General features: G+C 64.4%; 10 protein-coding genes. 7 read left to right on the plus strand and 3 right to left on the minus strand.

Features of this window, described 5'->3' with window-relative positions; all coding sequences use genetic code 11:
- A partial coding sequence (locus tag ACODTW_RS13345) for a leucine-rich repeat domain-containing protein (RefSeq protein ID WP_488946508.1) occupies window positions 1-418 on the plus strand: 418 nt, incomplete at its 5' end.
- 65 nt (window positions 419-483) lie between these two features.
- Here ACODTW_RS13345 and ACODTW_RS13350 read toward each other — a convergent pair.
- Window positions 484-2,196, minus strand: coding sequence for a DEAD/DEAH box helicase (locus tag ACODTW_RS13350; RefSeq protein ID WP_488946509.1), 1,713 nt, complete (start codon window positions 2,194-2,196; stop codon window positions 484-486).
- A gap of 590 nt (window positions 2,197-2,786) precedes the next feature.
- Between ACODTW_RS13350 and ACODTW_RS13355 the strand changes: the two genes are divergently transcribed.
- Window positions 2,787-3,746: a tetratricopeptide repeat protein gene (locus ACODTW_RS13355; protein ID WP_488946510.1), complete on the plus strand. Its 960-nt coding sequence runs from the start codon at window positions 2,787-2,789 to the stop codon at window positions 3,744-3,746.
- A gap of 187 nt (window positions 3,747-3,933) precedes the next feature.
- Window positions 3,934-4,983 (plus strand): TonB family protein, encoded by a 1,050-nt coding sequence (locus ACODTW_RS13360; RefSeq protein ID WP_488946511.1) that lies wholly within the window; start codon window positions 3,934-3,936, stop codon window positions 4,981-4,983.
- Between the two features lie 61 nt (window positions 4,984-5,044).
- Here ACODTW_RS13360 and ACODTW_RS13365 read toward each other — a convergent pair whose 3' ends face one another.
- Window positions 5,045-7,528, minus strand: coding sequence for a glycogen/starch/alpha-glucan phosphorylase (locus ACODTW_RS13365; RefSeq protein WP_488946512.1), 2,484 nt, complete (start codon window positions 7,526-7,528; stop codon window positions 5,045-5,047).
- Between the two features lie 240 nt (window positions 7,529-7,768).
- Here ACODTW_RS13365 and ACODTW_RS13370 point away from each other — a divergent pair, with 240 nt between their 5' ends.
- Complete coding sequence (locus ACODTW_RS13370) at window positions 7,769-9,292, plus strand: alkaline phosphatase D family protein (RefSeq protein ID WP_488946513.1); 1,524 nt, start codon at window positions 7,769-7,771, stop codon at window positions 9,290-9,292.
- 5 nt (window positions 9,293-9,297) lie between these two features.
- Here the strand turns inward: ACODTW_RS13370 and ACODTW_RS13375 are convergent, their stop codons facing one another.
- On the minus strand, window positions 9,298-10,590 hold the full coding sequence (locus tag ACODTW_RS13375) for a class I SAM-dependent DNA methyltransferase (RefSeq protein ID WP_488946514.1): 1,293 nt from the start codon (window positions 10,588-10,590) through the stop codon (window positions 9,298-9,300).
- Window positions 10,591-10,921: 331 nt separating this feature from the next.
- On the opposite strand from ACODTW_RS13375, the gene ACODTW_RS13380 reads away from it, so the two are divergent.
- The 3 genes from ACODTW_RS13380 (at window position 10,922) to ACODTW_RS13390 (ending at window position 13,567) form a co-directional block, all read left to right on the plus strand.
- Complete coding sequence (locus tag ACODTW_RS13380) at window positions 10,922-11,590, plus strand: transglycosylase SLT domain-containing protein (RefSeq protein ID WP_488946515.1); 669 nt, start codon at window positions 10,922-10,924, stop codon at window positions 11,588-11,590.
- Window positions 11,591-11,754: 164 nt separating this feature from the next.
- On the plus strand, window positions 11,755-12,696 hold the full coding sequence (locus ACODTW_RS13385) for a DMT family transporter (protein WP_488946516.1): 942 nt from the start codon (window positions 11,755-11,757) through the stop codon (window positions 12,694-12,696).
- A gap of 1 nt (window position 12,697) precedes the next feature.
- Window positions 12,698-13,567, plus strand: a complete 870-nt coding sequence (locus ACODTW_RS13390; RefSeq protein WP_488946517.1) for a 23S rRNA (adenine(2030)-N(6))-methyltransferase RlmJ — start codon at window positions 12,698-12,700, stop codon at window positions 13,565-13,567.
- Window positions 13,568-13,619: the final 52 nt, after the last annotated feature.

A 13,619-nucleotide genomic window follows, 5' to 3' on the forward strand; every position in this document is an offset into this window, starting at 1 on the left:
CCTCGACAACACGGCGGTCAGCGACGTCAGTGCCCTGGCGGCGCTCACAAATTTGAAACTCCTCTACCTCGATAACACGGCGGTCAGCGACGTCAGCGCCCTGGCGGCGTTCACAAACTTGACTTACCTCTCCCTCGACAACACGGCGGTCAGCGACGTCAGCGTCCTGGCGGCGCTCACAAACTTAACCACCCTCTCCCTCGACAACACGGCGGTCAGCGACGTCAGTGCCCTGGCGGCGCTCACAAATTTGAAACTCCTCTACCTCGGCAACACGGCGGTCAGCGACGTCAGCCCGCTGGCGGCGCTCACCAACTTAACCACCCTCTCCCTAACCGACACGGCGGTCCGCGACGTCAGTGCCCTCAAAAAGAATAAAAAACTATTTATTATTGGCTATCAACCACCTCACCGGTAGCAAAAAGGCCCCGGACCTATGGTCCGGGGCCTTTTTCAGGCATCACTTACTAACAAGCCGAAGGCTCAACCCTGGCGGAACGGACGGCGCGTCGGGGTGGCACCACCCTCCGCCCGGGCTTCGCCCTGACGCTCGCCGCGGAATTCCCGGCGCTTTTCACCGGCCTGACCGGCATCACCGCGGAAGTCGGCGCGGCCTTCGCCGCCATGGCCGTGGGGACGGCCCTTGCCGGCATGCGGCTTGTACGGGTTGGCCTTGTGCGGGTGCGGGCCACGGGCTTCGCCGGCCACGGGGCTGACATCCGGCGCCCAGGCGCGCTGCGGGCGTTCGCCGCCCTGATGCTGGCCTTCGCCCTGGAAGCCGCCCAGACGCTCGCTCTGCGAACGCTGTTCGCCCTGAACGGCGCCATCGCGGCGCTCGGCGCGGAAACCACCCTCGCGACGCTCGCCGCCCTGGAAGCCCTCACGGCGTTCACCGCCCTGATAGCCGCCTTCACGACGCTCGCCACCCCAGCCGCCTTCACGGCGCTGGCCGCCATAGCCGCCCTTGTTGCCATAGGGCTTGCCAGCTTGATTGCTGCGGGCGCCGAACGGCTTGCCGCCGGCGGGACGGAACTTGCTGCGCTCCGGCTCCGGCATCGGCTCCAGACCCGGCAGGGTCGTCTGCATATGCGGCTGGCCCGTATACTGCTCGATCGCACGGACCAGATTGCGGTCATGGCGGGTGAACAGGCTGTAGGAAATGCCCGTGGCGCCGGCGCGGCCGGTACGGCCGATACGGTGCACGTAATCTTCCGCCACGCGCGGCAGATCAAAATTGATGACGTGCGACAGGTCGGAAATATCGATGCCGCGGGCGGCAACGTCGGTGGCGACCAGCACATTGATGCGGCCGTCACGCAGCCACTGCACCACACGGTTACGCTCGCGCTGCTGCATGTCGCCATGCAGCGGCATGGCGCGGTGGCCCTGTTCGGACAGGTTATCGGCCATCACATCGCAATCGGCCTTGGTGGCCATGAAGACGATGCCCTTGGCGAAGGCCTCATCTTCCAGCAGGCGGCCCAGCAGCTTGTGCTTATGGTCCAGCCCGTCGGCGCGCAGCCAGCGCTGCTCGATGGAGGTGTTGGTCACGGCCTTGCCGGCCACATCGACGCGGACCGGGTCCTTGGTCAGGGCATTGGCCAGCTTTTCCGCCGTGCGGTCCAGCGTGGCGGTGAAAAGCAGGGTCTGGCGTTCAGCCGGGCAGGCGCTGGAGATCTGCTCCACCGCGTCGCGGAAACCCATGTCCAGCATGCGGTCGGCTTCGTCCAGCACCAGCATCTCGACACAGGTCAGGTCGACCTTGCCGTTTTCCAGATGGTCGATCAGACGGCCCGGCGTGGCGACGATCAGGTCGGCGCGGCGGCGCAGCATCTCGATCTGGGCGCGATAGGGCATGCCGCCCAGCACCGAACCGGTCTGGATGCGGCCGAACTTCGACAGGACGCGCACCTGCTCCAGCACCTGGCTGGCCAGTTCGCGGGTCGGGGTCAGCACCAGGACGCGCGGGCCCCAGGAACCGGCCTGACGCGGCGAGGCGGCGATACGTGCCAGCGCGGGCAGCACAAAGGCCGCCGTCTTGCCGGTGCCGGTATTGGCCGAAGCAACAACGTCCTGACCGTTCAGGGCGGCCGGGATGGCCTGGGCTTGGATGGGGGTGGGGGTAGTGTAGCCCAGCTCGGCAACAGCCTGCATCAGGTGTTCGGGAAGGGCGAGATCGATAAAGGAAATGGTCAAGGAACAGACTTTCTTCGAACAGACGAACGCTCCGCCCGCCGCCGAACCACAGGATTGGCGGGTCAGGGAGCGCAAGGGGTATCGAACGACGGGATCATCCCGGCGCCGACGGTTGCGCTTGAGCGGCTCGACTTGTTCGGAAAGCGAAGGGCAGCGCCATCTCGGAAGATGGGCGGCGACACGACCCGACATCAATCATACGGGGCGTATCTTTGTGGTGGCATGGCTAGCCACCGGGGGCCCCACAGCCACTCGGTACGGGCCGGAATATGCAGGCACGCCGCATCCTGCACCAGCGAAATCGTCAACGGCCTGCACAGGGCTGGGCAGCGCCGGGCGCAGGACGCGGCGCCATGACCATTCGCAAAGAAAATCCCGCCAAGACAAGAAACCACCAATGACAAACTTTTCAAGTCTTGAGCCGTGGCAGCAAAGAGCGTACGTTCCCTTGCAGATGTTACTTGACATTCGCCGGAGGTTGCATGTTTGCAACGAAATTGATCCCGATGGCAGCTTGCGCTCTACTGCTTGCCGCGCCCGTTCAGGCAGCGACGACATGGCAGGAGGCGAACAAGGCTTCTGTGGCCTTGATGAAGGAAGGAAAGCTTCAGCAGGCTTTCGACATGGCCTGGCAGGCGGCGGAGATCTATGAGAAGTCGCCCACCTACAAGGCCGGCGACCATGAGAAGCTTCTGCTGAATGCCGCGGATATTTTCCTGCAAACGCAGAACAAGGCGAAGACGCCCGAAATGTTGACGCGGGCCCTGGCCGCCATAGGGCGGCATGTCCCCGACGGTGACCCGACCACCATCGCGCTGAACGATCAGTTGGCGAAGGCGTATCAGGCCATTGGCGACCATGCCAAGGCCAAAGCCGTGCATGAGCGGGTCGCAGCGATTTATGAAAAGAATTTCGGCGCGAATTCCGTGGGCAGCATCAATGCCCAACTGGATGTCGTGCGGTCGGCGAAAGCTGCGCAGGACCCGGCGACGGCCCAGCGCTATCTGGACCGGATTGACGGCCTGACCAAGGAACTGGCGCCAACGCATCCGATCCGCCTGCAGGTGGAGTTCGAGCAGGCGATGATCGCCGTGGAGGCCGGCCGCGACAATGCAGCCGGCAGCCAGTTGCGCGCCATCGCGCGGCAGGGGCGGCAGTCGGACAGCGAGGCGGCCCGCGCAGTGGCCCGTGACGCCTATGGCATGCTGGCCTTCATCGCCCATCGCCAGGGCGACCCGCAGATGGAGGACCAGATGGTGGAGGCCACGCGTGGCCTTCCGCCCCATCCCGGCGGGCCGCAGCCCTTGTTCCGTTCGGTGCCGGAAATCAATGACAGTTCCGTCGCCGGTTCGGCCACGGTTGAGCTGCGCATCTCCACCTCGGACGGCCGGGTGAAGGATGTCCGCCTGATCGAAAGCTCGGGCAGCCCGACCTATGTCGCGCTTATGAGCAAGGAGGCCCTGAACTGGCGTTTCCAGCCGACATCCCCCGCGGGTGCCACGGGTACGGTGATTTCCGTCCGGCAGAGCTTCTCCAACCTGTCCAGCTGATCAAATCCGGCAAAGACGATCCTGACGCGATCCACCGGCGGCATTTCATGCCACCGGTGGTAAGCCTGTTGTCGTTTGCCCCCTACTGATAATATGTTTCCACCCACAATCCAAACGGGGGGAAGCGATGCGGGTGTACGGGTTTGCATTGTTGCTGGCGTTGTCGATGGCCCCCGCAGCATCAGCCATGACGTGGCAGGAAGCCAACAAGGCCTCCGTCGCCCTGATGAACGAGGGCAAGCTGAAAGATGCCTTCGACATGGCCTGGCAGGCCACAGAACTGTACGAGCAGACGCCGACATACAAGGCGGCGTCACATCAGCGATTGCTGTTGAACGCGCTCGACATTTTTCTGCAGCGCAACGACCTGAAAGCGACGCCAGCCGTCATCCGCCGGGCCATCGCCGCATTGGAAAAGCACGTACCGGAGGGCGATGTCACCACCATTCCCCTTTATGAACAGCTGGCCATGGCCCAGACCCGCATCGGGGAGTTTGAGCCGGCACAGGCGACACGCGACCGGGTCATCAGCCTGTACAGCCGCAATTTTGGGGAGGATTCGCTGGGCCATCTGGGCGCCCTGCTGGATCAGGCCCGCGCCGTGAAGCGGGTGCAGGATATTGTCGTGACGCGGTCCTACCTGGATCGGGCCTCCGCCGTGACCTCCAAATTGGCGCCTGACCATGTGCTGCGCCTGAATGTCGATTATGAACAGGCCCTGCTGACACTGGAAGCCGGCCGCAAGGAGGAAGCGGTACCGCTGTTCGAGGATATTGTCCGCCGTGCGGCCGGGACCCAGGTCGCCGAATCCCAGGCGGTCCTGCGCAAGACGTATGGACTGCTGGCCTATATCGCCTACCGGCGCGGGGATCATGAGCTGGAAGACCGGATGGTGGAGGCCACACGGGGTTTGCCCGTGCCGGAAGGGGAGATCAGGCCCCTGTTCCGCGAAGCCCCGGATATGCCCGGCGCGCCGCGCCTGGCGCTGTCGGGCGTTGCCAAGGTGGAATTCAAGGTCTCCACGGCCGATGGAAAGGTGAAAGAAACCAAGGTGCTTGAAAAGTCGGGCAACCCGCAATTCGCGGCCCTGGCCATGGATGCCATTTCCAAATGGCGTTATCAGCCGACGGCCGCAGTCGGCGCACCGGGCGAACTGATCACGCTGCAGCAATCTTTCCAGTACCAATACGAGAACGAGCGGCCGGAACTGGGCACGCGACTGAAGCGCACCAACTGACGCCGAACCAGGAACGGGGTGCGGGCAGGTCCTGCTGCCGCCCCCGCACCCTGCCCGTGCTTCAATCCGCCTCGCCGGCCTGCGGCAGAACGGGCGTCACCCGCCAGATTTCTGCGGCATAGTCCAGGATCGTGCGATCAGAGGAGAACCAGCCCATGCCCGCCGTGTTCAGGATGGCCTTCATCGTCCATTCGGCCCGGTTGCGGTACAGCGCCACGGCCGCCGCGTGGGCATTGCGGTAATCCTCGAAATCGGCGGTGACCAGGAAATGGTCCCCGGTCAGCAGGCTGTCGACGATGGGGCGGAAACGGCCCGGATCGTCTGGACTGAAGAAGCCGGAACCGATCTGGTCCAGCGCCAGTTTCAGGTGCGGGTTGGCCCCCACCACCTGTCGCGGATCAAAGGCGCCGCGTTCGCGCAGATCATGGACCTCCGCCGCTGTCAGGCCGAAGATGAAGATATTGTCGGCCCCGACATGGTCGCGGATTTCAATATTGGCCCCATCCAGCGTGCCGATGGTCAGGGCGCCGTTCAGTGCCAGCTTCATATTGCCGGTGCCTGACGCCTCCATCCCCGCCGTGGAGATCTGCTCCGACAGGTCGGCGGCAGGCATGATGATCTCCGCCTGACTGACATTATAGTTGGGCAGCATGACCAGCTTCAGACGGCCGCGTACCAGCGGATCGTTATTCACGACCGCTGCGATGTCGTTGGCCAGCTTGATGATCAGCTTCGCCTGATAATAGGCGGGCGCCGCCTTGCCGGCGATGATCTTGGTGACCGGCATGAAATCGCGGGTCGGATTTTCCCGGATCTCATTATAAAGCGCCACCGTCTGCAACAGGTTCAGCAACTGGCGCTTATATTCATGGATGCGCTTGACCTGCACGTCGAACAGGCTGTCGACATCGATGTCGATATGCAGATGGCGAGCGACATGGGCAGCCAGACGTTTCTTGTTCTGGCGTTTGGCCCGACGGAATTCCTCGCAGAAGACCTCATCATCAATCCGGTCGCGCAAGGTCGCCAACTGCTCCAGGTCGGTGATCCAGCCTTCCCCGATGCGGCTGGTGATCAGACGGGAAAGGGCAGGATTGGCCTGGTGCAGCCAGCGGCGCGGCGTGATGCCGTTCGTCTTGTTGGTGATCCGGTCGGGGAACTGCCGGTGGTAATCGGCAAAAACCGTCTTCTTCATCAGGTCGGTATGCAGGGCCGACACGCCATTGACCTTGTGGCTGCCCAGGAAGGCCAGACCGCCCATGCGCACGCGACGGTCCCCGTTCTCGTCAATCAGGGACAGACGGCGGATCGTATCGGCATCGCAACTATGCCGGGCACCGTCCAGGAACTGTGCATTGATCTCGTAGATGATCTGCATGTGCCGTGGCAGGATGCGTTCCACCATCCGCACCGGCCAAGCCTCCAGCGCTTCCGGCAGCAGCGTATGGTTGGTGTAGCTGAAGGTGCGGCGTGTCAGGTCCCAGGCCCGGTCCCAATCCAGCCCGTGGATATCGATCAGGATGCGCATCAATTCGGCGATGCCGATGGCCGGATGCGTGTCGTTCAACTGGATCGCGGCCTTTTCGGGCAGCGCATCAAAATCGCGGTGATGCTGCATATAGCGGCGCAGGATGTCCTGGATGGACGCACTGGTGAAGAAATATTCCTGCTTGAAGCGCAGTTCGCGCCCCATCTCCGTCGCGTCGTTGGGATAAAGCACCCGCGACAGGTTCTCCGACATGACCTTGCTTTCCACCGCCTTCATATAGTCGCCGTCATTGAAGCGGTGGAAATCGAAATCGCTGGTCGCGCGGGCCGACCAGAGGCGCAATGTATTGATCGTTTCACCACCGAAACCAACGACCGGCGTGTCGAAGGCCATGGCCTGCACGGTCTCCGTATCGACCCAACGCTGGCGTTCGCGGCCTGTGGCATCGACATGGCGTTCGATGCGCCCATGGAAATGGATGGGATAGAGCACTTCCGGCCGGGCGAACTCCCACGGATTGCCGAAGCGCAGCCAATTGTCGGGATATTCGACCTGCCAGCCCTTGTCGAAACGCTGTTCGAACAGCCCATATTCGTACCGGATTCCATAGCCATAGGCCGGCAGGTTCTTCGTCGCCATGCTGTCCAGGAAGCACGCGGCCAGACGGCCCAGACCACCATTGCCCAGGGCAGGATCGGGCTCCGCTTCCAGCACCTCCTCCAGCCGCAGGCCCAGGCGGTCCACAGCCTCCCGGCAGGCTTCCGTCAGGCCCAGATTGGCCAGATTGTTGGACAGCAGCCGCCCGATCAGGAATTCCATGGAGAAATAGTAGATGCGCTTGGCATCGGCGGCATAGACGCCGCGCGTCGTGTCCATCCAGCGATCGACCACCCGGTCACGCACGGAAAGGGCACCGCTGGCGAACCAGTCGCGGCGGGTGGCCGTCTTGGCATCCTTGCCGACCGAATAGACCAGCCATTCCAGGAAAGAGCGTTTCAGCGCATCGACATCGACGGCCTTGCGGCCAAGTTCACGCGAACGGTAACGGGCATCCATGGGTAGGCGGACTTTCACGGCGGCAATGTTGGGGCAGAGGCGATATTCCGCCCTGCCACCGGCCAATTGGCAATTGAAATGTTACGGCGCTGTGATTTCGTCATGGCCCTGTGGCGGCATCGCCAATTGGAGGATAGGCGGAACGCGCCGGAAACTGTTAAAGCACGATAAAACCCGTACCATGAGCCGATGACAGATAACCCGGTTCCGAGACAGCGACCAAAGACCCGGTCCAGGCCCGTGCCGCCCCGCATCATGCTGGGGCCCATCCTGCATGCGCGTGGCAGCCAGGGTCCGACAGGGTCCGGGGGCCGCTGGCGCGTGTCGGCAACGTTCCTGCTTGCCGGCGACGGGGAACCACCCGACCTGACGGTGGGCGGGGTTACCCTGCCCGTGCCGCCGCGTTTCATGCATGAATGGAACGGATTGCCACCGGTCGGCCCCTTGGGTGAACCCTGCCCGTCCGATCTGCTGCGTTTCTGGCGCTATGATTTCGCCGTGCCGCGAGGGCTGCAGGACGGCCGCGCCACCTATGGCTTCAAGGAGGATGAGCGTCGCTGGACCTTCGCCGTGCCTGGCATGGCCATCGGTCCGCGCCTGGCCTTTACCGCCTGCGGCGGCTGCGAGGATGAGACGGAGATCGAGGCGGCCGGCCTGCGGCGCAACGCGCTGTGGGCACAGTTGCTGGGGCGGCACCGGTCGACGCCGCTGCATCTGCTGCTGATGGGCGGGGACCAGATCTATGCGGACGGGCTGTGGGAGCGGGTGCCGGCCCTGCGCGCCGCCGCGGCAATGAAGCCGGCCAGACGCGCAGCGCTGCCGCTGCCGCCGGAGCTGGAGCCGCAACTGGAAGCCTGGTTCATTGCCACCTACCTGCATGCCTGGGGCCAGCCGGAGGTGGCGGCCCTGCTGGCCGGCGTCCCTGGCCTGCGCATGTGGGACGACCACGATATCATTGATGGCTGGGGCTCCCACCCGGCCGAATTGCTGGACAGCCCGATCTATCAGGCGATCTATCAGGCGGCGCGACGGGCCTTCCGCCTGTTTCAGATCGGCATGGGCGATGACGATCCGGCCGATACATTGCTGGCGCCCGAGCCTCCCTCCTTCAGCCAGGGGCTGCGGCTGAACGGGATCGGCATCCTGGCGCCGGACCTGCGCAGCGAAAGACGGCCAGACCGGGTCATGGCGCCCGCCACGCTGGATCGCCTGCCGGAATGGCTGGATCAGTACGCGTCCTGCGCGCATCTGCTGGTCATGTCGTCCGTCCCGCTGCTGTTCCCCGGGTTCGGCATGGCGGAAAAGCTGCTGGCCCTGCTGCCCGGGCGGCAGGCGATGGAGGACGATCTGCGCGATCAATGGCGCAGCCCCGCACACAAGGTGCAATGGACCACGACGCTGCGCCACCTGTTGGCCTTCACACGGCGCACCGGCTGCCGTGTCACCATTCTGTCGGGCGAGGTGCATCTGGCGGCCAATGGACTGCTCGTCGGGCCGGGCGTGCGCATGCGCCAGCTTGTCAGCTCCGGCATCGTCCATCCCGCACCTTCCGGCCTTGCCGTGGAAATGATGGAGCGGCTGTCCGGCCGGCGTGAAACGCTGATGGACGGGCTTCACCTGGAAATGCAGCCCCTGCCCGGCACCAGCCGGCGCATGCTGGCCGCCCGCAACTACCTGACCCTGACGGGGCGCGATGATGGCGGTATTGATGCCCAATGGCAGGTGGAAGGGATGGACAGTCCGCTGGATCTGGTCCTGCCCTGACCGGATCAGTCCTTGCTTGCCAGCGCGATCCAGCCGGGCACCGGCTGCCCCCGATCGATGCGGGTGCTGTGATGGGCCAGATGCACAAGCTCCAGCCCCGCCGCCCGCACGGCACTTCTTATATGCGCTTCGCCATGGGCAAAGCGCCGCCCCTCATGCAGGACGAACCCGTCTGCTTCCGTCCGCTCGCAGGTAAAGGCGAACAGGCCGTGGTCGGCCAGAGTCGTTGCCGCCGCCGCCATCACCGGCCCCAGATCGCCGACATAAACCAGCACATCGGCAGCCAGAACCAGATCATAGGCCGCCGGACGGGCCCGCATGCTGTCCACCAGTTCTCCCACCCAGAGCACATCATAGATGTCGCGGGCCCTGGCCTTGTCCACCATGCGCGGCGACAGATCGAACCCGGCCAGATGGCCCGCCATGTCCCTGACCGCGACGCCGCCCAGTCCGGTACCACAGCCCGCATCCAGAATGCGCCGGCCTGCCCCCGGCCCCACACCCATATCCAGCAACAGGGCCCGCAGGGCGCCCGGCGCGTCATAGCGCAGTTTGCCCACCAGTTCCCGGTCGAACCGATCGGCATAGGTGTCGAACAGGGCACGCACAAAGGCCGGGGGCAGGTGATCGGTTGCCGTCGCCGCCGCCATCCGGTCCAGCAACGCCCGGGCCCCAGCAGGGTCAGTCGGATCGACCAACAGCGCCTCCTCCGCAGCCTTGCGGGCCTTCTCCGGCTCGGCAAGTCCCAGCCAGATATGCGCCAGCTTGACCCAGCCGGCGGACAATGAAGGGTCGGCGCCGTGGGCCTGGCGCAACGCGGCGTCCAGCAATTCCACCGCAGCCACCCCTTCACCGGCATCGGACAGGATGCCCGCCACCGCGGTCTGGATATTCAGATCCCGTGGAGCCAGGAACCGCGCCTCGCGCGCGTGGTCCAACGCTGCCTCCCGGTCGCCCGCCGCCAGCATAAGAGCCGCCATATACCGATGCCCGACGGCATCATCGGAACGCCGTTCCAGCAGGACGCGGCAAGGCTCCATGGCCTGTTCCTGCTGCCCTGCCCCAACCAGCGCCGTGATGAGGCCGCGCAGCCAGGGGACATTCGCCGGATCGGCGTTCAGGGCGCAATTGAAGGCATGGGCCGCGTCGCTGGCATCGCCTTCCCGCCCGCGTTCCAGCAGCAACTCCCCCAGCAGACCCGCTGCGTCGGCTTCCCGGCTGCCGGTCAGCAGGGTGATGGCCCCATCGGCATCCTGCTGGCCCAACAGGTCATAGGCTCGGCTGATCAGATCGGTCATGAAGGAGAACCCGGAAATGACAAAGTTCGGGAAGGCATGTCTGCGGTTGCTATAACATGGCAAACGGCCGCCGCCAGTGCCGGAGAAGACGGCGGAAAGCCCCTGACTCCCTTGAGCTGTGTCAAAAGCGCATCAATCCGGACGATTCTTTCTTGACCCAATGCAGCTTATCTGGGATTGGTATGCGGCCGGCGCATGGTGCCGGTGTTCAAGAGGGAGCGGTCATCGCATTTCGTAGCGGTGGCCTGATTGCAGGGCCCGCGCACAAGCGGGAATTCAGCGGCGGGCTGTGGCCCGTCTGGATCGAACGGAACCAGAGGGGGACGAGTTGATGACGATGCGCCAGACCCGCGTTGCCACCCGCACTCTCAATGATTCCGCCCTCTATATGCTCTCCTCCCTCGTTTTCCTGGCCCTGATGCTGTTGGCCGTGCCTGCCCGCGCAGGGTGCCTGGACCATATCGTTGCGGCCGAAAAGGAATATGGCATTCCCAAGGGGATGCTGATGGCCGTATCGCTGGTGGAAAGCGGTGCCGGCGGGGCCCCCAGCCCGTTTGCCATGAATATCCGCGGCCGTACCGTCATCCCCCGCAGCGAAGCGGAAGCCGCAACCTTCCTTCGTGACAACCAGGGCAATCTGCGCGGCGCCATCTATGCTGGCTGCATGCAGCTTTCCTTGACGGACCACAAGGAATCGTTCCGCCCGGTCGAGAAGATCGTCAATCCGGAACAGAATGTGCGCTATGCCGCCCGTTTTCTGGTCGCCCTGCGGCGCGAGACGGGCAGCTGGGCCGGGGCCGTGGCCAAGTATAATGGCTCCAGCGGCAAGCGCGCCGCCGCCTATCAGTGCAAGATCAAGCAACAGCTGGTCAGCCTGGGTGCGAAGTCCAGTGCCGATCTGGTTGGCAATGCCGCCTGCACGGATGACAATGGCACCAGCGTGGCCCCGGCGACCCGCCGCGCCTTTGAAAAGCACAACGAAAATATCCCGGTCGGCTGACCTGCCCACGGCAGGTCTTCTGCACTGTGCTAACGGCCGCATAACAAGGCCGTGACATGCCGTCCGGTCTGTCGGTGCCATGACAGCCATGTGTTTGCCGGACTGGTATCCAATCACGGGATGACGCAGTTAAAGGGCCGAATTCAATCGTCGGCGCCGAAAACATGTCGCGTTTGTCAGCCCTGCCCCCGGTCGGCCGGGCCATCCTGGCCCAGATTTCCGCCGTCGCCCTGTTCAGCAGCATGAACGCGATGGTGAAATGGCTGGGCGCCAGCTACCCGATCAGCCAAGTCGTATTCTTCCGGGCCTTTGTCGCCCTGCTGGTGCTGATGCCCTTCATCTGGCGGGCGGGCGGTATCGCGTCGCTGCGGACCAGGCGTCCGCTGGGCCATGTGGCCCGCAGTCTGATCGGCGTCACGTCGATGAGCGTCGGCTTCACCGCCATTTCCTACCTGCCGCTGGCCAATGCTTCGGCCTTTGCCTTCACAGCGCCACTGTGGACGACGCTGCTGGGTATCCTCGTGCTGGGGGAGAGGGTGCGGTGGCGGCGGGCTATGGCGCTGGCAACCGGATTCGTCGGTGTTCTGGTCATGCTGCGCCCGGATGCCAACCTGGTGCGGGAGGCCATGGCCGGCGGCCCGGTTGCCATAGGCAGCCTGCTGGCCCTGACCTCGGCGGCGCTGGCGGCATGTGCCATGATTTCCATCCGCCGCCTGTCCTCCACCGAGCCCAGCACGACCATCGTCTTCTATTTCATGCTCTGCGGATCGATCCTTGCCGGTCTGGTGACAATCCCGCGCTTCGTCATGCCGACGGCGCATGATGCCGTGCTGTTCATCGCGCTGGGTGTCGTCGGCGGCATTGCGCAATTGTTGCTGACCATGGCTTATCGCGGCGCACCCGTGGCGGTGATCGCACCATTCGATTATACAGCCATGTTGTGGGCAACGACCTATGGCTTCCTGATCTGGGATGAGGTGCCGCACCCGATGGTGGCGCTGGGCGCCCTGATCGTCATCGGCAGCGGCGTCTATATCACCTGGCGGGAAGCCAAGCTGGGCGTGGCTGACGACAGCAAAGCCGGCAGCAGTACGAAGAACAGTTGAGATGAATTATCGCCACGCCTTCCATGCCGGCAATGCCGCCGACGTCATGAAACACGCCGTCCTGGCCTGGCTGCTGGAGCGGCTGGGCACCAAGGACACGCCGTTCTTTGTGCTGGACACCCATGCCGGCATCGGCCGCTATGATCTGGAGGATCAGGCGGCCCTGCGGACGGGCGAAGCACTGCGCGGCATCCGACGTGTACTGGCCGGTCCGGTGGACGATCTGCCCGCATCGACAGGCCCCTATCTGGATGCCATCGCGGCGGTGAACAGCGATGTTCCGCCCGCCTCTCCCGTCGGGCATTATCCTGGTTCGCCCTGGCTGGCGCGACAGCGGATGCGTGAAGGCGACAGGCTGGTCCTGGCCGAACTGCATGCCGACGATGTGCAGACCCTGCGTCGGCTGTTCCACGGCGATCGGCAGGTCGCCGTCCACCACATGGATGGCTGGCTGTCGCTGAAGGCGCATCTGCCACCGAAGGAACGCCGCGGTCTGGTCGTCATCGACCCGCCGTTCGAGGCGCCTGACGAATATGAGCGCATGGTCGCGGCCCTGGCCCTGGCGCACCGCCGCTGGGCCACGGGCCAATACCTGCTCTGGTATCCCGTGAAGGACCGGGCCACCGTCTGGCGGTTCCACCAGATGCTGGAGGATACGGGCATTCCCCGCATGCTGGCGGCGGAACTGTGCTGGTCTGATGATGACCGTTCCGACCGTTTGAACGGGTCAGGCCTGATCCTGGTTAACCCGCCCTGGAAAGCGGATGATACCTTGGCGGAGATGCTGCCGGCGCTGCAGAAGGCGTTGGCCGCCGGCGCCGGCCCGGCCGGCTGTCATTGGATCCGCGACGAGAACGGGCATATCCCGTGACCAGCGCCCGCGCTGGTTTATTTACCTTCATCTTTCGGTCACTGTTGGCACC

Source organism: Niveispirillum sp. FG148, from assembly GCF_057809655.1.